Source organism: Pseudomonas sp. RA_5y_Pfl1_P24, from assembly GCF_963970945.1.
In the GTDB taxonomy this organism is placed as follows: Bacteria; Pseudomonadota; Gammaproteobacteria; order Pseudomonadales; family Pseudomonadaceae; genus Aquipseudomonas; species Aquipseudomonas tritici.
Window position 1 is genome coordinate 55,597 of record NZ_CAXAOJ010000002.1, and the last position, 25,149, is coordinate 80,745.

Below are 25,149 nucleotides of genomic sequence, written 5' to 3' on the forward strand. Positions count from 1 at the left end.
CAGTGACTCTTCGACCTCTTTTCGCGGCCCTCGCCGTTGTCGCTCTGGCGGGATGTGCAGCCGATCCTGCGCCGAATGAACAAATGCGCCTGACCCAGCAAGCCTTGGAGCAAGCCAGTGCCGTGGGCGCCAACGCGGATGAATCGCCTGAATTGAAACTGGCCGAAGCTAAATTCGCCCGAGCCAAGTCGAGCATGGCCGACGAGTCCTACAAAAACGCGCGTATGCGTTTCGAGCAAGCCGAGCTGGACGCACGCCTGGCCGAAGCCAAGGTGCTGACGCGCAAGAGCCAGGAACAACTGAACGTGCTCAACACCCGTATCACCCGCCTGCGCAAGCAATTGCAGTTGGGGGAAGCCCAATGAGCCCGATGATCCGCGGTTTGAGTTGTGCGGTGCTATTGGGCACTGCCGTGCTGGGCGGTTGCGCCAGCCATCCCGATAGCGAACAGGCCTTGCAACAGGCGGGCACTGACTTCCAGAGGGTCAAGGAAGACGCCAACGTGTTGCGCATCGCCCCCAAGGACGTGATCCGTGCCGGTGAATCCCTGGCCCGTGCCGACCGCTTGTCCACTTATTGGGGCAGCGGCTCCGACGTCGTGCATTACGCCTACCTGAGCCAGCGCTACAGCGCCATTGCCCGCGAGCACACCGAGCAGGCCCTCAACGAAGAGCGCGCCGCCAAGCTCGAGCTGGAGCGCCAGCGCCTGCAACTGGCCCTGCGTGAAAGCAAGCTGATCAGCGTGCAGCAGCAGGGCAAGTGGCTTGAAGAACAGATCGCCACCCTGGCCACCACCCAGACCGATCGCGGCCTGGTGATGACGTTGGGCGACGTGCTGTTCGATACCGGTGTGGCAGAACTGAAAAACTCGGCCAACCGTACCGTGCTGAAAATCGTACAGTTCCTGCAATTGAACCCCAAGCGCGTGGTGCGCATCGAGGGTTATGCCGACAACACGGGCGGTGAGCGGGAAAATCTGAAACTGTCCCGCGACCGTGCGCAGTCGGTGGCGGATGTGCTGGTGGACCTGGGGATCGACGAAAAACGCATCCAGGTTGAAGGTTATGGTGACCAGTACCCGGTGGAGGCCAACGCCTCCGAGCGGGGCAGGGCGCAGAACCGTCGTGTGGAAATTGTGTTCTCGGATGAGAAAGGCCAGCTGGGCGCTGCTCGGTAGGCGTCTGGTACCGATCAAGCCCACATTTGTTTGGTGTACACCGTTACAGTTTTTACTGTCACTCCCGCGCGCGCTCGACTATTGTGGCAACTGTCCCCGTACACTTCTAAACTGTGCCGGTATGTTTCACACAAAAATAAAATACCCGTGAAATCGAGTGCTGCGTCATGACCAATCTGTTGCTTTACCAACGTATTGCCCAGCAACTGGCTGAAGATATCCGGCGCGGTGTCTATCAACCGGGCGAGCGCGTGCCTTCGGTGCGCAAGATGAGCTCGCAGTTGAACGTGAGCCACGCCACGGTGTTGCAGGCCTACGCCAACCTGGAAGACCAGGGGCTGATCCGGGCGCGGCCGCAATCCGGCTATTACGTGCACCAGACGCCAGCACTCACCGCGCCGACGCCGGACATCGCACGGGTCGAACGCCCAGGGTTGGTCACCCGCAGCAGTATCATCCAGCAGGTATTGGGCGAGTCGCGGCGCGAAGGCGTGTTCCCATTGGGCGCTGCTGTGCCCAGCGTGGACTACCTTCCGGTACGCGCATTGCACCAACAGTTGGCCAAGGTCACGCGCTTCCAGAGCCCGCGAGCGTTCAGTTACATGTTCAGCCCCGGCTTTGAGCCGCTGCGCCGCCAGGTGGCGATCCGTATGCGCGATGCGGGCGTGGTGGTGGACCCTTCCGAAGTCGTGATCACCCACGGGTGTGTCGATGCCTTGCAGATGTCACTGCGGGTGCTGACACGGCCTGGCGACTTGATTGCCGCTGAATCGCCAACCTATTACGGCTTGCTGCAGTTGGCTGACTTGCTGGGGCTCAAGGTCATCGAGATCCCCAGCGACCCATCCACCGGCATGAGCCTGGAAGCCCTGCAACTGGCGGCTAACCAATGGTCGATCAAAGCGCTGGTGCTGACCACGCGCCTGAGCAATCCCTTGGGCGGTACCATGCCCGAGGAACGTCAGAAACAGTTGCTGCGCCTGGCTTCGGATTTCGATATCCAGATTGTCGAGGACGATATCTACGGCGAGCTGATGTTCGAACTAGGCCGCACCAAGGCCCTGAAAGCCTATGACCGCCTCGACCGAGTTATCTATTGCTCGAGCTTTTCCAAGACGCTGTCCCCCGGTGTGCGCATCGGCTGGATGATCGCCGGCAAATACCAGCAGGAGCTGCAGCGCCTACAAATGTTCAGTACTCACTCGGCGTGCAGCGTCACCCAGATGGGCGTTGCGGCCTATCTGGAAAACGGCGGCTACGATCGGCACCTGCGCTATATACGCCAGGAGTACCGCAAGAATCTCAGCGCGTTCCAGCTCGCGGTGCAGCAATATTTCCCGGAAGGCACGCAGATGACTCGCCCGACCGGCGGCTTCATTTTGTGGGTCAGTTTACCCGGACGGGTCAATACCCAGGAACTGCATGTACGCGCACTGCAACAGGGCATCAGCATCGCACCAGGCCTGATCTTCAGTAACACCGAGCAGTTCAACCACTGCATTCGCCTCAACTGCGGTACGCCCTGGAACCGCGAGGCAGAGCGGGCGCTGATGACGCTGGGTATGCTTGCCAGCCAGCTTTGCCAGGAAACGGCAGCCGGCCTTTGAGGCGCACAAAGGGGGAAAATCCTATAGCACGCTAATCAGCGCACTTGTCATGCCGTGCACAACAAGCGAGCATATGGCCCTCTGCCGTTAATGCTGTAGGCAATATGACCTCGATTTTTCGCGCTGTTTGTGTGATTGGCCTGTTAAGCCTGTGCAACTTCAGCACCGCGCTGGCGGCAGCACCTGTGAGCGAAACCAAGCCAACTGCCAGTTCGAAACAGAAAACCTCTGCCAAGAAAGCTCCCGCCGTGAAGAAACAAAGTGCTGCGGCCAAAAAACGTGCGGCAAGTCGATCGAAATCGTCCCGTGAAGTGGCGCAGACACAATTGCCGCCGGCACAGTTGGATCTGTCATTGCCAACGGACATGGTCAGGCACCTTCAGCCCATTGGCACCATGGCCAAGCCCAAAAGCGTGCCCCTGCTGCCGCCGATGTTTGGTGCGAAGCCCACCGACAACAGTGCATTTCAGATCAACGGCCGCCTGCTCAGCAATGAGATGAAGCTGCAGTTGCGCAATGAAGAGCGGCGTGAAGTGGAAGGCGCAGCGTTGGAATTCGAGTTCAAGCAGTAAACTTTTCTCACCTACGTGACGCCGCCCTCCGACCATCTGTCGCAGACTGGTCAGTCACGTTTGTTTTCTGCGAAAAACCCCTGTTAGACCATTTTAAAACGGCTGTTTAAGGGCGTACTCTAGCCCGGCCATCCACATTGAGTCGTCGAGGACCTGCTGGTCATGAATTGCCGTGAAGGCTGTGGCGCTTGCTGCATCGCCCCCTCCATCAGCTCGCCGTTACCTGGAATGCCACAGGGCAAACCGGCCGGCGAACGCTGCCTGCACCTGTCGGTCGAACAGCTATGCCAGCTGTTCGGGCAACCTGAACGCCCGGCGGTGTGCAGTGAGTTCAAGGCGGACATCGAGGTCTGCGGCACCGACCAGGCCGATGCCATCCGTCTGATCGGCTGGTGGGAGCAGATGACGGCGGCTTGATGGGCTTTACTCTCGTAACTTCAACAATAAGGAATACACCTATGGGTTCGCTGAAACGAATGGCTGTGTTGTGCGGTTTTACGGTGTTGTTTGCTGCTACTGCCCAGGCTGAGGATTGGCAAGTCGCCAAGGACGAAGACGGTATCAAGGTGTCCCTGAGCGAAGTTGCCGGTTCCAAGTACAAGGCGTATCGCGGTGTGACCGTGGTCAAGGCGCCGGTTGCCAAGATTGTTGCGCTGCAGGAAGACGTAGTGGGTGCCTGCAAATGGATTCACGAGTGCAAATTGCAAAAACTGCTGAAACACGAGGGTGACGTCAGCTACACCTACACCCAGTTCAATGCTCCGTTCCCCGTCAGTGATCGTGATTCGATCCTCAAAATCACCACCTCGAAGGGCGCTGACGGCAGCGTGACCCGAACCTTGCTGGAGGTCCCGACCTATCAGCCAGAAGAGAAAGGCTTCGTACGGGTTGCCCAAGTCGAAGGCTTCTGGAAACTGGTGCCAAAAGGCGACAACCAAACCGAAGTCACTTATCAGGTGCACACCGAGCCAGGCGGCAGCGTGCCATCGTGGTTGGCCAACAAGTTCGTGGTGGACGCGCCGTTCAACACGTTGAAAGCCTTGAAAGAACACGCTGAAAAATAAGCGCAATTGATCCGGTGCTTCCTGCCCAGAGTGGAACGTTTGCTGACCCCTCAAGGTCCAGATAAATGTGAGCCCACACGCGGGCTTTTTCGAGGAGGCACCGATGCAAAAGTGGCAGATTACTTTCGTTGATGATCACGGCGTACAGTCCGTGGAGCAGTTCACCTGCGAACAACAACCTAGCCGCGAAGATGCTGCGCACATGATTCGCAACAAACTGGTGCCTGTCGCCGCCGAACTCGACCTCAACGACCTTGAGGGCCGTCAGTCCGATCCTACGGTCAAGATCCTCAAAGACCAGAACAGTATCCAGATCCTCGACATCTCTCCTGTTGTCTGAACATTCGCTGTACACCCTTCAAGCACCTCTGGTGGAGGCGATAGCTTCGCGCTACTCTGCAAGTGAGATCAGCGAATGAATCGCTAGGTACTGGTCTTGTCAGCTACATGCTTGTTTTCCAGCGGTGATGTTATTGCCGTAGCTCCTACGCCATTGCGGCGTGGGCTTCGGGAAGCACGGAAAGTCTATCCATCAGTTTGAGGAGCACTTTTCATGAGCACAGCCTATCAAGAAGACATCAGCACCAATGTTCTGCGCCGCATGAAAGAAGGCGGTTTTGACTTTTCACGTTTCCACCCCATTGAGTTCTACGCCATTTTTCCTGATGAAGAACGGGCGCGCAGGGCTGCGGGTGAGTTTCGTGGGGAATCCCTGAATGCCCAAGTCAGTGCGCGCGACGATGGTGCCTGGTACTTGGAACTGAGCAAAATCATGTCTGCCACCTACGACGGCATAGGAGACTTCGAGCAAGACTTTGGGGCGGTGGTCGAGCCGCTGGGCGGGATCATCGAGGGGTGGGGCGTGAAGCAGGAGGTGCGTGGGTTACCCATGTAGCAGCGAGCAGTATGAGAAACACAGCGTATCGGCTGACCTTTGGGTCGGCCGATTTTGTTTGTGGCGTCCACCCAGGTCTTTTCAGCGCCCAAAAAAAGCCACCCGAGCAGGGTGGCCGAAAGGGAAGACCGGGAGGTCGGTATACGAAGCACTACGTTACCGATCGCGCAAAGGGTTGAGCTGTAGGACACGTCCTATTCAGCAGATGTTGATGATTATCCGTAGGCTTGTCCGGGCAGCGAAATCAACTCTGGCTATGCTGTTGATAGTCAAAGCCCGCATTGCGATGAAGCAGGGGGCAGTGCACCGGGCATTCTGCGCACCAGGACGGTGCGAATGGATTTCGGTGGTTATTCAACTCACTGATTTTTAAGTGTTTATGCCGCTGGCACGGGCCTTGCGATGGTTCTAGCGCCCGGGTGACAAGGAGTTCGGCATGATCCGCACTTATTACGATGAAATGTACGACGGGGCAGGGCAGGTCCGGCCGCATTACCGCGAGTTCGCGCGCTGGTTGGCTGATACCCCTGCTGAACTGCTGGCCCAGCGTCGGCGTGAGGCCGATTTGCTGTTTCACCGCGCCGGTATCACCTTCACGCTCTACGGGGACGAGCAGGGCACCGAGCGCCTGATTCCATTCGACACCATCCCGCGCAGCATTCCCGCCAGCGAATGGCGGATTGTCGAGCGCGGCTGCATCCAAAGGGTCAAGGCGCTGAATATGTTCCTCGCCGACCTGTATCACGAGCAACGCATCATCAAGGCCGGGATCATCCCAGCCGAACAGGTATTGGCCAACGAGCAATACCAACTGGCTATGCAGGGTTTGAATCTGCACCGCGACTTGTATTCCCACGTCTCCGGTGTCGACCTCGTACGTGACGGCGACGGCACGTACTACGTGCTTGAAGATAACCTGCGTACCCCGAGCGGCGTCAGCTACATGCTCGAAGACCGCAAGATGATGATGCGCCTGTTCCCCGAGCTGTTCGCCGCCCAGCGTATTGCGCCTATCGATCATTACCCCAACCTGCTGCTCGACACCCTGAAAAGCTCCAGCCCCCTGGATAACCCCAGCGTGGTTGTGCTGACCCCGGGACGCTTCAACAGCGCGTTCTTTGAACATGCGTTCCTGGCCCGGGAAATGGGCGTGGAGCTGGTGGAAGGCGCCGACCTGTTTGTGCGCGATGACCGCGTATTCATGCGTACCACCGATGGCCCCAAGGCCGTGGACGTGATCTACCGCCGCCTCGACGATGCGTTCCTCGACCCATTGGCCTTCAACCCGGATTCCATGCTCGGCGTGCCTGGCCTGCTCGCGGCTTATCGCTCGGGCAACGTAGTGCTGGCCAATGCCATCGGCACCGGGGTGGCGGATGACAAGTCGGTGTACCCCTTCGTCACCGAGATGATCCGTTTTTACCTGGATGAAGAACCCATCCTGAAGAACGTTCCGACATTCCAATGCCGTAAGCCTGACGAACTGTCCCACGTGTTGGCTAACCTGCCGGACCTGGTGGTGAAGGAAACCCAAGGATCCGGTGGCTACGGCATGCTGGTCGGCCCGGCGTCCACGAAGGCCGAAATCGAAGCCTTCCGTGCGCGCATCAAGGCCAAGCCCCATGCGTATATCGCCCAACCGACCCTGTGCTTGTCCACCTGCCCGACCTTTGTCGAAAACGGCATTGCGCCGCGCCACATCGACCTGCGCCCATTCGTATTGTCGGGCAAGGAAACCCGTGTAGTCCCAGGCGGGCTGACCCGTGTGGCATTGCGTGAAGGTTCGCTGGTGGTCAACTCGTCCCAGGGCGGCGGCACCAAAGACACCTGGGTGGTCGAGGACTGATGCCATGTTGAGTAGAACTGCATCGGATTTGTACTGGATGTCGCGCTACCTGGAACGCGCGGAAAACCTCGCGCGCATGCTTGATGTCAGCTATTCGCTGTCGCTGATGCCTCAAGATGGGCGCGGTGATGGCCTGCATGAACTGGCCATGCCGCTGTTGATCACCGGCACCCTGGAGGATTACCACGCGCGCCACGGCGAGTTGCACGCCGAACGGCTGTTGCACTTTTTTGCCCTGGACGCGGCGAACCCGGCCAGCATCTACAGCTGTCTCGGCGCAGCGCGGGCGAGCGCCCATGCGGTGCGTGGGCGAATTACCGCCGACATGTGGGAAAACATCAACGCTACCTGGCTTGATATTCGTGACATCGCTCAGCAGGGCTTGAGCCGCTATGGCATGAGCCGGTTCTGTGAGTGGGTCAAGGAACGGTCCCACCTGTTCCGTGGTGCCACCTACGGCACCATCATGCGTAACGATGCGTTCCGGTTCATTCGCCTGGGCACCTTTATCGAACGTGCCGATAACACCCTGCGCCTGCTGGACGCCCGCTATGAAATGGCCGGCGACCAAGCCGAAGCCGTCAGCGATGGCACGGCCCACGCCTACTATCAATGGAGCGCTTTGCTGCGCGCCTTGTCGTCGTTCGAGGCCTACACCGAGATTTACCGTGATGCCCCCGGCGCCCGGCAGGTCGCGGAGTTACTGCTGCTACGCGCCGACGTACCGCGTTCATTACGCGCCTGCAGCGAAGAAATTGACCAGATCCTCGCCAGCCTGCCCGGCCTCAATGGCCGACCGGCCCAGCGCCTGGCCGCCGAGATGGACGCGCGCCTGCGCTTTACCGCCATCGATGAAATCCTCGAGGAAGGCCTGCACGCCTGGCTGACCGACTTCATTCCCTTGGTTCGCCAGTTGGGCGACGCCATCTACAGTTCCTACCTGGAGGCCGCATGAGACTCTCCATCAGCCACGAAACCACCTACCACTACGAAGACCAAGTGCGCGCCAGCATCCAGTACCTGCGTCTTACACCTCACGACAGCGAGCGCCAGCGCGTACTCAGTTGGGAGCTCGACCTGCCGCGTCCGGTGCGCGCCCAGGTGGACCCGTTCGGCAACATCCTGCACGTGCTGACCCTGGATGAACCGCACGACGCCATCATCATCGGCGCCCGCGGCCAGGTGGATATCGACGAGTTGCGCGAGGCCGAACATGAGAGCCAGTCGGCGTTCCCGTTCCTGCGTTGCACCCGTCTGACCGAGCCTGATGACGCCCTGCGCGGCTTTGCCCAGCAGCACTGCCATCAACGCCGCGACCGTACAGCGCTGATTGATTTGATGCATGCGCTTAACCAGTCGATGGTCTACACGCCTGGCGCGACCGACGTCGACACCTGCGCCGCCCAGGCCTTCGCTGGCCGTGCAGGCGTGTGCCAGGACCACACTCATGCGTTCCTGGCGTGTGCGCGTAGCCTTGGGATCCCTGCGCGCTATGTGTCGGGGTATTTGTACACTGAGGACAGTACGCACCTGGCCAGCCACGCCTGGGCCGAAGCCTGGCTGGATGACGCGTGGTACAGCTTTGATGTGACCAACCAACTGGCCCGGCCGGAGCGGCATTTGAAACTGGCGGTGGGGTTGGATTACCTCGATGCTTGCCCGGTACGCGGCATGCGCCGGGGCGGTGGGCATGAGCAGATGCATGCCAAGGTGTTTGTGGCGCCGACGCCGGTGATTTCCGTCCAGCAGCAATAACGGATGTAGTGAGCGGGCAAACCCGCTCTACAATTTACGCCCCGCCATATGCTTCAAATACCTCACCAGCAAATCCAGCTCACCATCCGGCAACACACTGGCCGCAAATGCTGGCATCTTGGCCTGCGGCCAATGCCGCAAACTCTGTGGGTCGCGGATATAGCGCTTGAGGAAATCACCGCCAAAATACTCGGTGGGGTTATAGGGAATATTCAAGTCCGGCCCCACCTGCGCGTCACCGGCACCGTTGAGGCGATGACAGGCCAGGCAATTTTTCTGGAACAGCGCAAAGCCCTGATTGATCGGGTCATTGGCCGCCAGTTTCGGGTCGGGCAATAACGCCGGAAAGCGCTCCGCCACGGTCTTCAATTGTTTGATCCCTGAGATCTGGAACGGCCACTGCTCAGGGCTGATATGCCCGGCTTGCGGATCGGTCCACACCAGATAGAACGGCCCGGCACTCGGTTTGCCTTCCGTCAATGCAGGCCACGGTTGAGCGGGATCTTCCACCGCCAGCCAGGCACGTGCGGCCTGTTTTTCCAGCAGCGGTGCGGCCGTGAGTTCGGCGGCGAAACCATCCAAGGCAACAGCCTGCAGGTGGCTCTCAGGTTTCAGTCCCGGTAGGAGCAAGGCCAGCGGCACTGCCCGATAAGTCATAGTGCGCTTGTAGGAAACGTCATCAACGATCTGCACCGTTTGCGCGTGCGGATGCTTGAGCAAGTCGGCGGTCTGCCAGGTCTTGCTGCTGTGGTCGAGCTCGATGGTCAATTGCGCCGCCGACGCGGGCAGGCCGATCAGCAAGGCGAATAGAGCGAAGATGGCTTTCAAGAGGGAGGCCCGGTGTGCAGTGGCGAGGGTGCTCACGATACCGGAAATCCATACATAAAAAGGCAGCCCCTGCAGGACCGCTATGCGCAATGTCCCGGCAGGTGCTGCCAAAAGCGGCAAACCCGGTGCTGTGTAGGCGCGGAATGTGAGTGTTGAGGAGTCACCCAATAACCTTGGTCAAGTTGGGCAAGATCAGGATCAGTGTGGTGGCGAATAGAATAAGTCCCGCCTGACGTACTTTCGAATGTTTGAACATGGCTGACTGCCTTTTGTTGTTATTTCTGAGCGTCAAATGCGTGCCGGTTTTATTTCAGTATGGCGAGATGACGTGTCACTTTTCTTACAGCTGCTCCAGCAAAACCCGGCAGCAGCTTCTTACTGATTCAACCTTAGAGCCCTCGTTCTTCGTGGCTTAGACCTATTTCATATCAGTCAATCAGCAGTTCAGCTTAAATAGGCATGAGGCATAACGCCATCTTGGCGCCAATGCCTTGGCTAGACAGCTAAAACGATTAATCACGCAATTACCTTAGGAGGCTACCGTTCGTCCGAGCGTGGGGGTCAAAAGCAATGAGCGCATCCGTCATTGAAACCGTGTCAATCGGGCCTAAGGTAGAGGCATCCATGCACAGCGGTTCGAGGACGTCATGACCCAAGCTTTGATCTTTGATGCGATACGCACGCCCCGTGGCAAAGGCAAGGCGGACGGCGCCTTGCACAGCGTCAAGCCAGTGAACCTGGTGGCTGGTTTGCTCACGGCGCTGGCCCGGCGCAACGACCTCGACACCCATCAAGTGGATGATATCGTGCTCGGCTGCGTGACCCCGGTGGGCGATCAGGGCGCCGACATTGCCAAGACCGCCGCTCTGGTGGCGGATTGGGACATCAGCGTTGCCGGTGTACAAGTCAACCGCTTCTGCGCCTCAGGCCTGGAAGCGGTCAACCTGGGTGCGATGAAAGTCCGCTCCGGCTTCGAAGACTTAGTCGTGGTCGGTGGCGTCGAGTCCATGTCCCGCGTGCCCATGGGCAGTGATGGTGGCGCCTGGGTTCTGGACCCGCAAACCAATATGCACAGCCATTTCACCCCCCAGGGCATTGGCGCTGACCTGATCGCGACCCTGGAAGGGTTCACCCGAGAGGACGTCGACACCTTTGCCCTGCATTCGCAGCAGAAAGCGGCCAGGGCGCGTGCAGACGGTTCCTTCAACAAATCGCTGATCGCGGTGCAGGACCAGAACGGCATTGTGCTGCTGGACCAAGACGAATTCATCCGCGGCGATTCCACCCTCGAAGGACTTGGCAAGCTCAAGCCGAGCTTCGAAATGATGGGGCAGATGGGCTTCGACGCCACCGCGTTGCGGGTCTACAGCCACGTTGAGCGCATCCATCATGTACATACTCCCGGCAACAGCTCCGGCATCGTCGATGGCGCCGCGCTGATGCTGATCGGCTCCGAGGCCATGGGCCGCGAGCTGGGCCTGCAACCGCGCGCGCGCATCGTCGCCACGGCGGTCACCAGCACCGACCCCACCATCATGCTCACCGGCCCCGCGCCGGCAACGCGCAAAGCGCTGGCCAAGGCCGGCTTGCGTGTCGAAGACATCGACCTGTTCGAGGTCAACGAAGCGTTTGCCGCTGTCGTGCTCAAATTCATCAAGGACATGGGCATCGACGCTGCGCGGGTCAACGTGAATGGCGGCTCGATCGCCATGGGCCACCCGCTCGGCGCCACCGGTTGCGCGATCCTCGGCACCTTGCTCGACGAGCTGGAAGTACGCCAGCAGCGCTACGGCCTGGCCACGCTATGTGTCGGCGGTGGCATGGGCATCGCCACCATCATCGAACGCCTCTGAGCCCAAGGAATATGTCATGACCCAAGCAATTCGTTACGAACAAGGCCAGGACGGGATCGTGGTGCTGACCCTCGACATGCCCGGCCAGAGCGCCAATACCATGAACGGCGTGTACCGCGGGGCCATGGCGGCAACGGTCGAGCGGCTGGAGGCGGAAAGGGACAGCATTGCCGGGGTGGTGATCACCTCGGCGAAGAAGACGTTTTTTGCCGGTGGCGACCTCAATGAACTGATCAAGGTCGACAAGCCCCACGCCAAGGATTTCTACAACGGTGTGTTGGTGCTGAAAGCGCAACTGCGCCGCCTGGAAAACCTCGGCAAGCCCGTGGTGGCTGCCATCAATGGCGCGGCTCTGGGAGGTGGTTGGGAGATTTGCCTGGCGTGCCACTATCGCGTCGCGCTGGATGACAAGTCAGTGCAGCTTGGCTTACCGGAAGTCACCTTGGGCCTACTGCCGGGCGGCGGCGGGGTAGTGCGCATGGTGCGCATGCTGGGGCTGGAAAAGGCTCTGCCGTATTTGCTGGAAGGTAAAAAAGTCAGGCCACAACAGGCGCTGCAAGCCGGGTTGATCAATGAGTTGGCGGCAAACCGCGAAGAGCTGCTGGCCAAATCCCGCGCCTGGATTCTGGCCAACCCGGATGCAAAGCAGCCTTGGGACACCAAGGCTTACCAAATGCCCGGCGGCACACCGTCCAGTCCAAAAATTGCGCAGATGCTGGCAATTGCGCCGTCGATTTTGCGCAGTAAAACCAATGGCTGTTTCCCGGCCCCGGAGAAAATCCTCTGCGCCGCCGTTGAAGGTGCCCAGGTAGATTTTGACACGGCGCAGCTCATCGAGACTCGCTACTTCACCGAGCTGGTGACCGGGCAAGTGGCGAAAAACATGATCGGCACCTTTTGGTTCCAGCTAAACGAGATCAACGCCGGCAGTTCACGTCCGCAGGGATTCGCGCCTTGCATCACCGGCAAAGTCGGTGTGCTCGGCGCTGGGATGATGGGCGCAGGCATTGCCTATGTCAGCGCCAGTGCAGGCGTCGAAGTAGTGCTCAAGGACGTCAACCTGGCGGCCGCCGAGAAGGGCAAGGCGCATTCTGCGGCGCTGCTGGACAAAAAGGTCAGCCGTGGGCAACTGAGCGTTGAGCAACGGCAAGCAATCTTGGCGCGGATTCATCCTACGGCCTCCGATACAGACCTGGCCGGCTGCGACTTGGTTATCGAAGCCGTGTTCGAAGATCGCGAACTCAAGGCTAAAGTCAGCGCCGCAGCGCAACGCGTAGTGGGTGCCGATGCGGTGATTGCTTCCAACACCTCCACCTTGCCCATCAGCGGGCTTGCTACAGCAGTGCCGGATCCAGGCAAATTCATCGGCCTGCATTTCTTCAGCCCGGTGGACAAGATGCCACTGGTGGAGATCATCAAAGGAGCGCATACCTCAGACGAAACCCTGGCCCGCGGTTTCGATTTCGTACTGCAAATCAAGAAAACCCCGATCGTGGTCAACGACAGTCGTGGCTTTTTCACCTCGCGGGTGTTCGGCACCTTTACCAACGAAGGCATCGCCATGCTTGGCGAAGGCGTGTCCGCACCGATGATCGAGACCGAAGCGCGCAAGGCCGGCATGCCGGTGGGCCCGCTGGCAGTGTCGGATGAAGTATCTCTGAGCCTGATGAGCCATATAAGGCAGCAGACGGCCAAGGATCTGCAGGCGGAAGGTAAGGCAGTGCCAGCGCATCCGGCGGCAGCGGTAATCGACCTTTTGGTCAACGAATACAAACGCGCAGGCAAGGCGGCGGGAGGCGGTTTCTATGAGTACCCCAACGGCGGGCAGAAGTACCTGTGGCCGGAGCTGAAAAGCCGCTTTGAACGGGCCGATCAACGCATCTCGCCACAGGACGTGCGCGACCGCCTGCTGTTTATCCAGGCCATCGAAACCGTGCGGTGTTTAGAGGAGGGGGTGTTGATGTCCACGGCGGACGCTAACGTGGGGTCGATTTTCGGCATTGGTTTCGCGGCCTGGAGCGGTGGCGCCTTGCAGTTCATCAACCAATATGGGCTGAACGATTTTGTCGCCCGCGCGCACTATCTGGCCGAGCAGTATGGCGAACGCTTCACACCGCCGGCTTTATTGCTGGAAAAAGCTGCCGAGGGTGACGTGTTCCGGTGATCAAGGGGGCTTGCCTTGAAGGGGTATTTCAAGGCAGGCTCTGGGGTGTGCATTATTCCCATCACCGTGTCAGGTATTTTTTATGTCGCTACGCGTCTGTATCCTGGAAACCGATATCCTGCGTCCAGGCTTGATCGATCAATACCAAGGGTATGGGCAGATGTTCAAGCGCCTGTTCTCCAAGCAACCTATACCCGCCGAGTTTGTCGTGTACAACGTGGTGAATGGCGAATACCCGTCGGACGATGAAGTGTTTGACGCGTACCTGGTGACCGGCAGCAAGGCCGACTCCTTCGGCACCGACCCTTGGATCCAGACCCTCAAGACCTATCTGCTCAAGCGTTACGAGCGCGGCGATAAGCTGCTCGGTATCTGCTTCGGTCACCAGTTACTGGCACTGCTGCTCGGCGGCAAGACCGAGCGCGCCGGCCAGGGTTGGGGCATGGGCATTCACGATTACAAGCTCGACGCCAAGGCGCCGTGGATGAGCCCGGAAGTGGAAGAGCTGACGCTATTGATCAGCCACCAGGACCAAGTGACCACGCTGCCGGAAAACGCCACGGTCATCGCGTCCAGCGCGTTTTGCCCGTTCGCCGCGTACCACATCGGCGATCAAGTGCTGTGCTTCCAAGGCCACCCGGAATTTATCCACGACTATTCCCGCGAATTGCTGGAGATTCTTCAGACAACGCTGGGTGAAAAGGTCTACACAAACGGTGTCGCCAGCCTTGAGCGCGACCACCACGGCACCACTGTGGCGGAATGGATGATGCGCTTTGTGGCACACCAGCCCGAGGCCCGGGTTTAAAGCCATCCCGAACGCTTGAAGCTGGCCCACAGGCCGGTGCAACCGGCCGCAATAAACCCGAGCACCGCAAAATAGCCGTAGTGCCAGTGCAGCTCGGGCATGTTCTGGAAGTTCATCCCATAAATCCCCGCCACCGCGGTGGGGAACGCCAGGATTGCCGCCCATGCGGCGAACTTGCGCTGCACCACGCTCTGGCGCGAGGCCTCCAGTAATACACCGATCTCGATGGTCTGGCTGGCGATATCGCGCAGGGTGGTGAGGTCTTCCATCTGCCGTGTCACGTGGATCTGCACGTCACGGAAATACGGGCGCATGTTCTTGTCGATAAACGGGAAACTCAGCTTCTGCAGCTCCTGGCTGATCTCCACCATCGGCGCCACGTAACGCTTGAGCCGCAGCACGTCGCGACGTAGGCCGTGGATCTTCTGGATGTCGCGTTCACTCAGCGAACTGCACAGCACGTTACGCTCCAGCTCATCGATCTCGGCATGGATCGCTTCACTCACCGGCTGGTAGTTCTCGGTGACAAAATCCAGCAGCGCATAGAGTACGAAATCTTCCCCATGCTCCAGCAACAGCGGTCGCGCCTCACAGCGTTGGCGCACAAAGCCGTAGGACGCCGAGTGACCGTTGCGTGCGGTGATGATGTAGCCATTACCGGCAAAAATATGGGTTTCGATAAACTCCAGCTTGCCGTTCTCGCGCACCGGTGAATAGGTGACGATAAACAGTGCATCGCCGAAGGTTTCAAGCTTGGGGCGGCTGTGTTTTTCCAGAGCGTCTTCGATGGCCAGCTCATGCAGGTTGAACTGGCGTTGCAAGTTGGCCAGTTCCTGGGCGTTGGGTTCTTCCAGGCCGATCCATACAAAGTGACCGGGTTTGGCGGCCCAGGCGGCGCCTTCGTCGAGGGTTATATCAGAGACTTTCTTACCGGCGCTGTAGACGGCGGCCGCAACAACTCTACCCATGGTGCTGATCACTTCTTATTGGGGGGACAGATGTTGGGCAGCTTAGCTTGAATGGCGTTCCGTTGTAGCTGCCGTTGTTGTGAGCGAGCTTGCTCGCGCTGGGGTGCGAACCGCCCACGATCGTTATTCAGGCCGCCCGCAACTCGCGATCCATCCGCGCAATGCATTCATCCATCTGCGCATAACAAGCCTGCATCAACGCCGGGATGTCATCCACCGTCATGCCTTTAGTAGGAATTGGCGGCAACGAACGTATGAGCACATCACCACTGTTCCAGCGATTAAGCCGCATGTGAGTGACGTAATTGCTGACACACACCTGCACGATCGGCACACCCGCCGCGATCGCCATATGGAACGCCCCCTTCTTGAACGGCAGCAAACCGTTACCCAGGTTGCGCGTACCTTCCGGGAACACCCATATCGACGTGTCTTTATGTTGCAGCGTCTGGGTCGTGGTGAGCATCGCACGGCGCGCCTTGTGCGCATTGCCCCGGTCGATCAACACATTGCCCGCCAGCCAGAATAACTGGCCGAACAGCGGCACCCATTTCAGGCTTTTTTTGGCGATACATACCGTGCGGTACGGCACCACATTGCCAACGACGAACAGGTCATAGTTGGACTGGTGGTTTGCGATCACCACGCAGGTGCCGGGCTTATTGCGCAGCGAGTCCACATCGGCTTTTACGTTCAAACGCAGAATCCACATGGCCGGCAGCGCGTAAAGGTAGGCACACAGGCGGCTGTTGTCCGGATTGAATGGCCGGCAGATACCTACTAGTACACCCAGCACACCGGCGAGCATAAAGTGCAGGCTCATCAACAACATACGCAACAGATAAAGCATCGACACGGCCTATGGAGACAAAAGGTGGCGCAGTGTACGGATGTGCACTGGATTCGGCAATTACCCCGGTATAGGTAGGAGATAGCCGATGTTTTAGTGCATGTTTCAACATCTGCCGACACTGGCAGGCTAGAGCGGCTGAAGATCGTTCGGTTTGAAGTCTAAGAAAAAGCCCGACTCAAGGTCGGGCTCTGGCGTATCAGATGTAGGGGTTTAGCTCAGGATATGCCCTTGGTCGTGGATGATTGCATCGTCCAAGGCCTCCAGCAGTTCCTTGCGCACCTTCAACTTGGTGTGCTTGTGGGCGTTCATATTAAGCTTCTTCAACTGACGCGCTGCTTCCAGCGCCGCTGCCTGCAACTCCTCCGGTGCGACCACCTTATCGAGGAAGCCAGCTTGCAGTGCACCCTGTGGGTCGAACATCTCGGCATTGATCACCGAACGGTGAAACGCCGACTTGCGTAGCCGATCCCGCGCCAACTCGATACCCGCGTGGTGCATGGTCATGCCAATCGCGACCTCGTTCAGGCCAATGCTGAACGGGCCTTCTACCCCAATCCGATAATCCGCCGACAACAGCAAAAACGCGCCCTTGGCCACCGCATGCCCAGGGCACGCCACAATCACCGGAAACGGGTGCGACAACAGACGACGCGCCAACGTCGAACCCGACGTCACCAGGCCGATTGCTTCTTTAGGGCCGGCAGTCATCACCTTCAAATCATAACCACCCGACAGAATCCCCGGCGTGCCGGTGATCACCACTACCGCCCGGTCCTTCTCCGCCTGGTCCAGCGCTTCATTAAAGGCACTGACCACAGCAGGAGAAATGGCATTCACCTTGCCGTTGCTCAAGGTCAGGGTCGCGATACCGTCTTCGAGGTGGTAGGCAATCAACTCACTCATGACGCGGTTCCTTGTAGGATTTGTTATAGAAGGCTTGTTAATAGACGTGCATGCGCAGACGTTACCCACCACGCCCGCGCCGGTAAAGCGCTGTGACTGACTGGCCAGTCAGACTTTTCCCGCACACAGGCGGCTGGAATGCCTGGGGCAGGGCTCAATGACTGCCCCAGACGCGCGCCGCTGATGCCTGAGAATGGCACAATCACCACCCCTCGCCGGATGCGTCCAGGCATAACCGGCTAACCGCATGAAAATTCTGAAAAAAACCTTTGCCATCAGAAAGGCTTTCGACTACATTAGCGCGCCTCGACAGACTGAACTGGTTTGACGAGATACGGTGAAGTGTCCGAGTGGCTTAAGGAGCACGCCTGGAAAGTGTGTATACAAGAAATTGTATCGAGAGTTCGAATCTCTCCTTCACCGCCAAATTTGAAACGACAAAACCCCTGAAAACGTAAAAGTTTTCAGGGGTTTTGTGTTTTCAGAAGGTCAAAAAAGGCCCATATGGGAATATCCATGGGAACACAGGCTGCTGGTATGGCCGTCTTCATTGATCCCTACTTGCTTCATTCCTCGCGCCTAGCGCTGAGACGCAACGTCTCACCGTCTCGTGTCTACCTAATCTGGTCTGACCTGCAGCGTCTCACCTGAACTCGATCCTCGCCATTCTTGAGTACCCATCCCGCCGCTCTAAAAAAGGGTTGCCCAGGTGTTTTTGCGGATCTGGCACCGGCCTTGCTCTGCCTCCAGTACCCAGCCCGACTGGTCAACCAATAATAAAAAGAAGTGCCCGATGTCTCGCTCAATCGACTGGTTTTGGCCGCTGTGCAATAGCACTGAGGCCTCTGCCGGCGGACGGTTGCGGGGCGCCAGGACCAACCGTCTCAAGGAGATGTCGCGATGACCCTTTCGATCAAACCGCAACGCAGCATGCGTGCCGCTGTCTGGCACGGCCGCAATGATATTCGTGTCGAGGATGTTCCGCTGCCGATTTCGCCGCCTGCTGGTTGGGTGCAGATCCGTGTGCAATGGTGCGGAATTTGCGGGTCCGATTTGCATGAGTACGTGGCGGGGCCGGTGTTCATACCGGTTGACGCTCCGCACCCGCTGACCGGGATTAAGGGCCAATGCATTCTCGGTCATGAGTTTTGTGGCGAGATCGTCGAACTCGGTGACGGTGTGCAGGGCTTCAGTGTCGGCGAACCGGTGGCGGCCGATGCGTGCCAACATTGCGGCACGTGCTACTACTGCACCCACGGGCTGTACAACATTTGCGAGAATCTGGCGTTCACTGGGTTGATGAACAATGGTGCCTTCGCCGAACTGGTCAATGTGCCAGCCAACCTGCTGTACAAGTTGCCGGCGAACTTTCCGGCCGAAGCGGGGGCACTGATCGAGCCGCTGGCAGTGGGCATGCACGCGGTGAAAAAAGCCGGAAGCCTACTCGGGCAACACGTGGTGGTGGTCGGTGCCGGCACCATTGGCCTGTGCACCATCATGTGCGCCAAAGCGGCCGGTGCGGCTCAGGTGATCGCTCTGGAAATGTCCGGATCCCGCAAGGCCAAGGCCCTGGAAGTGGGGGCGACGCATGTGCTCGATCCCAATCAATGCGACGTTATGGCTGAGGTACGACGCCTGACGGGTGGGCTCGGGGCGGATGTCAGTTTCGAATGCATCGGTAACAAACACACGGCCAAGCTCGCGATCGATTTGATCCGCAAGGCCGGCAAGTGCGTACTGGTGGGGATTTTCGAGGAGCCCAGCGAGTTCAACTTTTTCGAGTTGGTGGCCACGGAAAAGCAGGTACTGGGTGCACTGGCCTACAACGGCGAGTTCGCTGACGTGATCGCTTTTATCGCGGATGGACGGCTGGACATCACACCGCTGGTGACTGGGCGCATTCAGTTGGAACAGATCGTGGGTCAGGGCTTCGAGGAACTGGTCAACAACAAGGAGCACAATGTGAAAATCATCGTGTCACCCGCTCGAGTCTGAAACGAGTGATGGGGGACGTGATTCATTAAATCCACATTCAAAAAACCAAAACACCGGGCAATGCCCGGTGTTTTTTTATGCGTACTGCGTTATTTCGCAGCTTTCAACTTGACCACATCACCCGAAATCTTGGTGGTGTAACCGCTCAGCACCCAGGCCCAAAACCATTTTTCCTGGATCTGAGTGTTGATCAGCGCATCGCCGCCTTTTGCCTTGATGGCAGCATCCTGGGCGCGAACGAAACGGCTGTTCTGGCCGATTGGGATGACGCCGAACAGCATGATGCCAGTGGCGCTGGCTTCGCTGTGACCCAGCACAGTGTATTGGCTGCTGTCGTATTGCGGGGATTTGATAGCGGTGCCGGTGCAACCTGCGAGGGCGAGACCAAGAACGGCTGCGGCAACTGCTTTACTGACGTACTTCACTGTGTAACTCCATGGACTAAATATCGAGATCCAATTCTCGAGGGGGCGCTACTCTAGTTGCTCGGGCAACATATTGAAATCAATTGCCTGAAGATTTCATGTTCCGATACCTGCATGTAATCGGAAAAACAGTCAGGAGAACCAGATAGAGCGCGAGGCTGCAGTTCACCAGTCCAGCAACCAACCCAATGGCACCCAGCAACCAGGGCCACTCCGAAGACGTCAGCCCGGAAGGTTTCCAGCCGCACCCATCAGCAGTACGTTGTCGATAACAATGGTTTCCCCCGGCGCCCGCACGAGTACTTCCTTGTAGATAGATGGATAAACGGGACGGATTTGTTTGAGGTTTTACGCTATCGCGGTGTGATGGCAAAGGGCATTACAAATGCTGGTCATGAATTCCAGGACTTGCTAAGGTCGCCGCCTTTCCAACACGCCATTCAGAGGGATCTAAATGCATCCGGTGCTTCGCAAGACATTCGGCGGGCTTTCTGCCCAGTACTACATTCGCAATTTTCTGTTCGGGCTGATTTTTCCCGTGCTGATCTATACCGCGCTTACCCACTCGAAAACCGGAGTGTTCACAATGGGTGCTCTGTTTTATTGCGTGGTCAACAGCGTGCTTTACCCCTACGCACGCTTCGTTTACGAAAGCATCATGGATTACATCTTTGGCAACAACGTGTTCTTCGTGAATGCGATTCTGATGCTGATCGTCAAGGTGTTCACCATGGCGATCTGCTGGAGCATGGCTATTTTCATTGCGCCAGTTGGGCTGGCTTACTTGTACTTCCACCACAGCAGAGCGGCGAATCGGGCCTGATTCAGTTCAGCGCAAGTCAGTAGATCTGGTAGTTGGCCAGACTGCGATTACGGTGTGACAGTCAACGATGATGTTGAGTGATGGTCCGTCATCGCAGGCAAGCCAGCTCCTACCTTTGGCCTGCGCTATGTCAGATATGCAGCCACGCCAGGCTGCCCAGCACCACGGCTACGCCACCGGCCGTATATGACAGGCGTTTAAGCCATTCCTTACGCGTCAGCAAGGTAATCGCCGCCAACGAAATCGCGATCTGTATCGCCGTCATCGCCTGTGCCCAGCGATGATGCTGGTGCAGCGCCTGCTCCGACTTCTCATCCCACTGCGTTGACGTGGCTTCAAGCTTTTCGGCCTGCTTGCGCACGTCTTCCTTCTGGCCCTTGTAGCGCTCGATCTCTTCCTTGTAATGCACCGCGTCCACACCTGGAATGTGCGTGGCGAGTTCCGCGAGGTTTTGTCGGCTGGATTTGGCCTGGTAGTAATTCCACTGGTTGGCGGCTTCGGTCTTGAAAATGGCGGCGTTGTTTTTGTCCATCGCCGCTTCGCTTTCCGTGGAGCCGGCCTGGTAGCTGAGCATGGCGCCGAGGGTGGCCATGAGGGCGGTCATCACGGCGATACGACTGGCGAAATTGTCCCCGCGGCCGTGGGCATGTTCGGTGGTGTGTTCGACGTGTTTTTCGTGGGGGCTGGGGACTTCGAAGGCTTCGGACATGGCGGCGTCTATGAAGGGAATGAGGGAGTCTGATTCTTCACCAGCGAAGCTGTCTCAAGCCTGTACGTAACGCCGGATCAACCGCGCATACACCGCGATATTAATCATCAGCACCAGCGCGCCTAAGCCCAATTGGATCTGTGGGGTCAGCCCGGCGGGGTAGATGAGTATGAGGATGTAATGCTCGATGAACCCACTGCCATAACCGTCCTGCCCGGCGAGATGACGAAACAGGTTTTCCCAACGGGTTAATGGGCAAGGCAGGTGAAACACCTCGACGGCCACGCCCCATACAGCAGCAGGCAAGTGCAACCACATCACACTACGCCACTTAAGCGCGAGCAGGCCGCCAAACAGTACAAACAGGATGAAAGTCAGGTGGAACAGCACCAGGCTGTCGGCGGCTAGGCGGTAGAGCATCGCGGACACTTCGAAAGGGGAGGTGGATAGTCTAAAGGGTTGCTAGCTGACAAGCGTGGCCGTTATTGTGCTGAATCCTTTTAGTCCTTCCTCCAGGGTTCTGTAGTGATGAATGCACCGCATACCGCAGTCGGTCCGATCAAGGCCGTGATTTTCGACATGGACGGGTTGTTGCTGGACACCGAAGGCATCTACACCGAAGTCACGCAGATCATCGCCGAACGCTACGACCGTACCTATGACTGGAGCATTAAGCAGCACATCATCGGGCGTGGCGCTCAGGATTTGGCCGACTACGTGGTCAAGGCGCTGGATTTGCCGATCACACCGGCCGAGTTTCTCAAGATCCGTGAACCGCTGATGAGCGAGCGCTTCCCCAAGGCGTTGGGCATGCCCGGCGCCGAAGCATTGGTGCGGCACCTGAAAGCGCACAATATTCCGATTGCTGTGGGCACCAGTTCGTCGCGCAATTCGTTTGGTCACAAGACCACGTTGCACCGCGAATGGTTTGCCCTGTTCGACACCATCGTCACCGCTGACGACCCGGAAGTCGGCGCCGCCAAACCTGCGCCAGACATTTTCCTCACCGCCGCCCGCCGCCTGGGCGTTGCGCCCCAGGATTGCCTGGTATTCGAAGATTCGCCCTTCGGCGTGACCGCCGCGAAGGCTGCCCACATGACCGCCATCGCCGTGCCGGATGAAGCCATGGCCGACAGCAAATACCACCACGCCGACCAGATCATCCGCAAACTCGCGGATTTCGACCTGGCCGCCTACGGCCTGCCGCCGCTCTCCTGACCAAAACGCGGTCAAAAAAATGTGGGAGCTGGCTTGCCTGCTCCCACATTTGTTATGCGCTGAAGCCACCATCGATAGTCAAACTTGCACCGGTGATGTACCCAGCCTCCGGCCCTGCAAGGTAGGCCACAAAGCTGGCAATCTCCTCGACATGCCCATACCGACCCACCGCCATCAACCCAATCAGACTCTCGGCAAAATCACTGTTCGCCGGGTTCATATCAGTATCTACCGGCCCAGGCTGCACGTTATTGATGGTAATCCCGCGAGGCCCCAGATCCCGCGCCAAACCTTTGGTCAAGCCGACCAGCGCCGCCTTGCTCATTGCATAGGGGCCACCACCACCAAACGGCATGCGCTCGGCATTGGTGCTGCCAATGTTGATCACCCGGCCACCTTCACCCATGTGCTTGGCTGCTTCCTGGGTCGCGATAAACACACTGCGTACGTTGATGGCCAGGGTCTGGTCAAAATCTTCCAGCTTGAAATCTTCCAGCGGCGCAATGGCCAGCACGCCGGCGTTGTTCACCAGGATATCCAGGCGCCCAAAAGCTTCGACTGTAGCGTTGACTGCGTTGCGGATCGCGCCGGCATCGGCGCTGTCGGCATGAATCGCCAGGGCTTTGCCGCCTTCGCTGATCACGCTGTTCTGCAACGCTTCGGCCTTGGTGGCTGAGCTGACGTAGGTAAAGGCAACCGCTGCGCCCTGTGCTGCGAGGCGCTTGACGATGGCGGCGCCGATGCCGCGGGAACCGCCTTGAATCAAGGCGACTTTACCGCTGAGGTCTTGTGTGGTCATGTCGATCTCCTAACTGTTCAAGGCGGAATGCCTTGTTGTTGGAACCGAGTATCGACCTCACCCGCCCCCGTCGGTAGACCGTGATTGCTATAGTCTGTGTAAACCAAAAGTTTAGAGTAAGTGGCATGGAAAGCTTTGGCAGTATCGAATGCTTTGTGCGCAGCGCCGAAGGGGGCAGCTTTGCCGAGGCGGCGCGGCACCTTAGCCTGACCCCGGCAGCGGTAGGAAAAAGCGTTGCCAAGCTGGAGGCGCGTCTCGGTGTGCGCTTGTTCCAACGCAGCACCCGGCGCCTGACGTTGACCGAAGCCGGCAAGCTCTTTCTCGAAGAAGTGAGCGGCAGCCTCACCACCATTCAGAACGCCGTGGCCAACCTGGCCAGTGCCGAAGGGCGGCCGGTGGGGACGCTCAAGGTCAGCATGGGCCCGGTGTTCGGCAATCGGTATGTGGTGCCACTGCTGGGAGCGTTCATGCGGCGCTTTCCGGACATCAGCCCGGACTGGCATTTCGATAACCGCCAGGTCGACCTGATCGGCCAAGGCTTTGACGCAGCCATCGGCGGTGGTTTTGAGCTGCCCCAGGGCGTCGTGGCCCGTAAGCTCACGCCCGCGCACCGCGTGTTGGTGGCCTCACCGGATTACCTGGCGCAACGCCCGCCGGTAGACACGCCTGAAGACTTGGCGCGTTGCACGGGCATCCTGATCCGCTCACCACAAACCGGTCGCATCCGTTCCTGGCAGTTGACCAGTATTGAAAGAGAGCAACGCCCGTTGATGCTCAAGCCAAGTATGACCATGAGTGACTCCGAAGCCGCCTGCTGCGCCAGCGGCCAAGGCCTGGGCATTGCCTTGGTGAGCATGCCGATGGCTGTGCCGTTCCTCGACAGTAGCGCCGTGGTGCGGGTATTGCCCGACTGGTATGTCGACGATGGCAACATCTCCATTTACTACGCCGAACACAAACTGCTGCCCGGCAAGACCCGGGCGTTTGTGGATTTCATCATCGAGCAGTTTGCCGAGCAGCAACTGAGCCAGCGATTCAGTGCCATCTGATCAAACTGTGGACCGAGGCGCGGCCATCGCGGGCAAGCCCGGCTCCCACAGATGATCGCATTCCAATGTGGGAGCTGGCTTGCCTGCGATGGCCACACCTCGGTCTACCGGCCGAACATGCCCGGCCAGCCAATGATTTTCTTCGGCCGCGGCGTCGCATACGTCCTGATCTTCGACGTCGACAACCGCAACCGTACCAAGGACTCAGCAATGGTCACCGCCGCCGTCACGCCATCCACCACCGGCACCCCGGTGCGCTGGCGAATCTGCTCATCCAGCCCGGCCATGCCACCACACCCCAGGCAGATCACCTCAGCTTTGTCCTCGCGGATGGCCAGTTCGGCCTGACACACGATAGCCTCCATCGCCGCCAACGGGTCTTCTTCCAGCTCCAGCACCGCCATGCCACTGGCCCGCACCGAGGCGCAACGCTGGTACAGGCCGGCGAGTTTCAGGCGCTCTTCGATCAGCGGCACAGTGCGGTCCAGGGTGGTCACCACTGAGTACGCATGGCCCAGGAACATCGCGGTGCTGGCGGCGGCTTCGGTGATGTCCACCACCGGCACGTTGAGCAATTCTTGCAAACCTTCGCGACCGTGTTCGCCGTAGCCGGCCTGGATCACCGCGTCGAACGGCTGGTCGTAGGCCATCACCCGGTCCATCACCGCGAGGGCCGCCAGGTAGCTTTCAAAATTGCCCTCTACCGACTCCGCGCCGAAGTAGGGCGTGAGCCCGACAATCTCGGTGCCCGGCGCGGCCACAGCCCGTGCCTGCTGGGCGATGGTTTCAGTGATGGATTCGGTGGTGTTGACGTTGACCACGAGGATACGCATGGAAT

General features: G+C 58.7%; 27 protein-coding genes and 1 tRNA gene. 19 read left to right on the forward strand and 9 right to left on the reverse strand.

What is annotated here, in order from left to right; genetic code table 11:
- Nucleotides 1-2: 2 nt before the first annotated feature.
- The 11 genes from AACY30_RS02815 to AACY30_RS02865 all read left to right on the forward strand — a co-directional run bounded on the left by AACY30_RS02815 (nucleotide 3) and on the right by AACY30_RS02865 (nucleotide 8,916).
- Nucleotides 3-365: a DUF4398 domain-containing protein gene (locus tag AACY30_RS02815; protein ID WP_049711951.1), complete on the forward strand. Its 363-nt coding sequence runs from the start codon at nucleotides 3-5 to the stop codon at nucleotides 363-365.
- Entirely contained in the window at nucleotides 362-1,177 is an 816-nt protein-coding gene (locus AACY30_RS02820) for an OmpA family protein (RefSeq protein ID WP_339539658.1), read from the forward strand. The genes AACY30_RS02815 and AACY30_RS02820 overlap by 4 nt, the downstream gene beginning before the upstream one ends.
- A 167-nt stretch (nucleotides 1,178-1,344) precedes the next feature.
- Nucleotides 1,345-2,784 carry an aminotransferase-like domain-containing protein gene (locus AACY30_RS02825; RefSeq protein WP_049711953.1) on the forward strand — a complete coding sequence of 480 codons (1,440 nt, stop codon included), beginning with the start codon at nucleotides 1,345-1,347 and terminating at the stop codon, nucleotides 2,782-2,784.
- A gap of 104 nt (nucleotides 2,785-2,888) precedes the next feature.
- Nucleotides 2,889-3,356, forward strand: a complete 468-nt coding sequence (locus tag AACY30_RS02830; protein WP_339418869.1) for a translation initiation factor 2 — start codon at nucleotides 2,889-2,891, stop codon at nucleotides 3,354-3,356.
- A gap of 162 nt (nucleotides 3,357-3,518) precedes the next feature.
- Complete coding sequence (locus AACY30_RS02835; protein WP_049711955.1) at nucleotides 3,519-3,773, forward strand: YkgJ family cysteine cluster protein; 255 nt, start codon at nucleotides 3,519-3,521, stop codon at nucleotides 3,771-3,773.
- 41 nt (nucleotides 3,774-3,814) lie between these two features.
- Nucleotides 3,815-4,420: an START domain-containing protein gene (locus AACY30_RS02840; protein ID WP_339418868.1), complete on the forward strand. Its 606-nt coding sequence runs from the start codon at nucleotides 3,815-3,817 to the stop codon at nucleotides 4,418-4,420.
- 103 nt (nucleotides 4,421-4,523) lie between these two features.
- Nucleotides 4,524-4,760 carry a hypothetical protein gene (locus tag AACY30_RS02845; protein ID WP_339418867.1) on the forward strand — a complete coding sequence of 79 codons (237 nt, stop codon included), beginning with the start codon at nucleotides 4,524-4,526 and terminating at the stop codon, nucleotides 4,758-4,760.
- A 213-nt stretch (nucleotides 4,761-4,973) separates the two neighbouring features.
- The gene (locus tag AACY30_RS02850; RefSeq protein WP_010208429.1) at nucleotides 4,974-5,315 is read left to right on the forward strand and encodes a ribonuclease E inhibitor RraB; all 342 of its coding nucleotides are present in this window, start codon (nucleotides 4,974-4,976) and stop codon (nucleotides 5,313-5,315) included.
- 436 nt (nucleotides 5,316-5,751) lie between these two features.
- Nucleotides 5,752-7,161 carry a circularly permuted type 2 ATP-grasp protein gene (locus AACY30_RS02855; RefSeq protein WP_065873939.1) on the forward strand — a complete coding sequence of 470 codons (1,410 nt, stop codon included), beginning with the start codon at nucleotides 5,752-5,754 and terminating at the stop codon, nucleotides 7,159-7,161.
- A 4-nt stretch (nucleotides 7,162-7,165) separates the two neighbouring features.
- Nucleotides 7,166-8,116, forward strand: a complete 951-nt coding sequence (locus AACY30_RS02860) for an alpha-E domain-containing protein (protein WP_065873938.1) — start codon at nucleotides 7,166-7,168, stop codon at nucleotides 8,114-8,116.
- Nucleotides 8,113-8,916 (forward strand): transglutaminase family protein, encoded by an 804-nt coding sequence (locus AACY30_RS02865; protein ID WP_339539660.1) that lies wholly within the window; start codon nucleotides 8,113-8,115, stop codon nucleotides 8,914-8,916. Before AACY30_RS02860 ends, AACY30_RS02865 begins: the two co-directional genes overlap by 4 nt.
- Nucleotides 8,917-8,943: 27 nt before the next feature.
- Here the strand turns inward: AACY30_RS02865 and AACY30_RS02870 are convergent, their stop codons facing one another.
- Nucleotides 8,944-9,744: a c-type cytochrome gene (locus tag AACY30_RS02870; protein WP_339539907.1), complete on the reverse strand. Its 801-nt coding sequence runs from the start codon at nucleotides 9,742-9,744 to the stop codon at nucleotides 8,944-8,946.
- A gap of 647 nt (nucleotides 9,745-10,391) precedes the next feature.
- Here AACY30_RS02870 and AACY30_RS02875 point away from each other — a divergent pair.
- From AACY30_RS02875 to AACY30_RS02885, 3 genes are all read left to right on the forward strand, one after another.
- Nucleotides 10,392-11,597 carry an acetyl-CoA C-acetyltransferase gene (locus AACY30_RS02875; RefSeq protein ID WP_339467828.1) on the forward strand — a complete coding sequence of 402 codons (1,206 nt, stop codon included), beginning with the start codon at nucleotides 10,392-10,394 and terminating at the stop codon, nucleotides 11,595-11,597.
- A 16-nt stretch (nucleotides 11,598-11,613) separates the two neighbouring features.
- Nucleotides 11,614-13,761 (forward strand): 3-hydroxyacyl-CoA dehydrogenase NAD-binding domain-containing protein, encoded by a 2,148-nt coding sequence (locus AACY30_RS02880; protein ID WP_339539662.1) that lies wholly within the window; start codon nucleotides 11,614-11,616, stop codon nucleotides 13,759-13,761.
- Between the two features lie 82 nt (nucleotides 13,762-13,843).
- Nucleotides 13,844-14,569: an amidotransferase gene (locus tag AACY30_RS02885; RefSeq protein WP_339467832.1), complete on the forward strand. Its 726-nt coding sequence runs from the start codon at nucleotides 13,844-13,846 to the stop codon at nucleotides 14,567-14,569.
- On the opposite strand, the gene AACY30_RS02890 is transcribed toward AACY30_RS02885, so the two are convergent.
- The 3 genes from AACY30_RS02890 to AACY30_RS02900 all read right to left on the reverse strand — a co-directional run bounded on the left by AACY30_RS02890 (nucleotide 14,566) and on the right by AACY30_RS02900 (nucleotide 17,293).
- On the reverse strand, nucleotides 14,566-15,537 hold the full coding sequence (locus tag AACY30_RS02890; protein WP_339467834.1) for a magnesium and cobalt transport protein CorA: 972 nt from the start codon (nucleotides 15,535-15,537) through the stop codon (nucleotides 14,566-14,568). The two genes, AACY30_RS02885 and AACY30_RS02890, sit on opposite strands and share 4 nt — an antisense overlap.
- 127 nt (nucleotides 15,538-15,664) lie before the next feature.
- Complete coding sequence (locus AACY30_RS02895) at nucleotides 15,665-16,387, reverse strand: 1-acylglycerol-3-phosphate O-acyltransferase (RefSeq protein WP_339467836.1); 723 nt, start codon at nucleotides 16,385-16,387, stop codon at nucleotides 15,665-15,667.
- A 213-nt stretch (nucleotides 16,388-16,600) separates the two neighbouring features.
- Nucleotides 16,601-17,293: a crotonase/enoyl-CoA hydratase family protein gene (locus AACY30_RS02900; protein ID WP_339418856.1), complete on the reverse strand. Its 693-nt coding sequence runs from the start codon at nucleotides 17,291-17,293 to the stop codon at nucleotides 16,601-16,603.
- 336 nt (nucleotides 17,294-17,629) lie between these two features.
- On the opposite strand from AACY30_RS02900, the gene AACY30_RS02905 reads away from it, so the two are divergent.
- Both AACY30_RS02905 and AACY30_RS02910 read left to right on the forward strand, forming a co-directional pair.
- Nucleotides 17,630-17,719, forward strand: a tRNA-Ser gene (locus AACY30_RS02905).
- 504 nt (nucleotides 17,720-18,223) lie between these two features.
- The gene (locus AACY30_RS02910; protein ID WP_339468286.1) at nucleotides 18,224-19,288 is read left to right on the forward strand and encodes a 2,3-butanediol dehydrogenase; all 1,065 of its coding nucleotides are present in this window, start codon (nucleotides 18,224-18,226) and stop codon (nucleotides 19,286-19,288) included.
- Nucleotides 19,289-19,377: 89 nt separating this feature from the next.
- Here AACY30_RS02910 and AACY30_RS02915 read toward each other — a convergent pair whose 3' ends face one another.
- Nucleotides 19,378-19,713, reverse strand: coding sequence for a hypothetical protein (locus AACY30_RS02915; protein ID WP_339418854.1), 336 nt, complete (start codon nucleotides 19,711-19,713; stop codon nucleotides 19,378-19,380).
- 454 nt (nucleotides 19,714-20,167) lie between these two features.
- Between AACY30_RS02915 and AACY30_RS02920 the strand changes: the two genes are divergently transcribed.
- The gene (locus AACY30_RS02920; RefSeq protein WP_339467839.1) at nucleotides 20,168-20,536 is read left to right on the forward strand and encodes a hypothetical protein; all 369 of its coding nucleotides are present in this window, start codon (nucleotides 20,168-20,170) and stop codon (nucleotides 20,534-20,536) included.
- 130 nt (nucleotides 20,537-20,666) lie between these two features.
- On the opposite strand, the gene AACY30_RS02925 is transcribed toward AACY30_RS02920, so the two are convergent.
- Both AACY30_RS02925 and AACY30_RS02930 read right to left on the reverse strand, forming a co-directional pair.
- Nucleotides 20,667-21,245: a DUF4337 domain-containing protein gene (locus tag AACY30_RS02925; RefSeq protein ID WP_339467842.1), complete on the reverse strand. Its 579-nt coding sequence runs from the start codon at nucleotides 21,243-21,245 to the stop codon at nucleotides 20,667-20,669.
- Nucleotides 21,246-21,299: 54 nt separating this feature from the next.
- Nucleotides 21,300-21,665, reverse strand: a complete 366-nt coding sequence (locus AACY30_RS02930) for a DUF2784 domain-containing protein (RefSeq protein ID WP_339467844.1) — start codon at nucleotides 21,663-21,665, stop codon at nucleotides 21,300-21,302.
- Nucleotides 21,666-21,773: 108 nt separating this feature from the next.
- Here AACY30_RS02930 and AACY30_RS02935 point away from each other — a divergent pair, with 108 nt between their 5' ends.
- A complete protein-coding gene (locus AACY30_RS02935) occupies nucleotides 21,774-22,463 on the forward strand; it encodes an HAD-IA family hydrolase (protein WP_339467846.1) in 690 nt (229 codons plus the stop codon).
- A gap of 52 nt (nucleotides 22,464-22,515) precedes the next feature.
- On the opposite strand, the gene AACY30_RS02940 is transcribed toward AACY30_RS02935, so the two are convergent.
- Nucleotides 22,516-23,262 (reverse strand): 3-oxoacyl-ACP reductase family protein, encoded by a 747-nt coding sequence (locus AACY30_RS02940; RefSeq protein ID WP_339467848.1) that lies wholly within the window; start codon nucleotides 23,260-23,262, stop codon nucleotides 22,516-22,518.
- 125 nt (nucleotides 23,263-23,387) lie between these two features.
- Here AACY30_RS02940 and AACY30_RS02945 point away from each other — a divergent pair, with 125 nt between their 5' ends.
- Nucleotides 23,388-24,311, forward strand: a complete 924-nt coding sequence (locus tag AACY30_RS02945) for a LysR family transcriptional regulator (protein WP_339539664.1) — start codon at nucleotides 23,388-23,390, stop codon at nucleotides 24,309-24,311.
- Nucleotides 24,312-24,415: 104 nt separating this feature from the next.
- Here AACY30_RS02945 and AACY30_RS02950 read toward each other — a convergent pair whose 3' ends face one another.
- Entirely contained in the window at nucleotides 24,416-25,144 is a 729-nt protein-coding gene (locus AACY30_RS02950) for an aspartate/glutamate racemase family protein (protein ID WP_339539666.1), read from the reverse strand.
- Nucleotides 25,145-25,149: the final 5 nt, after the last annotated feature.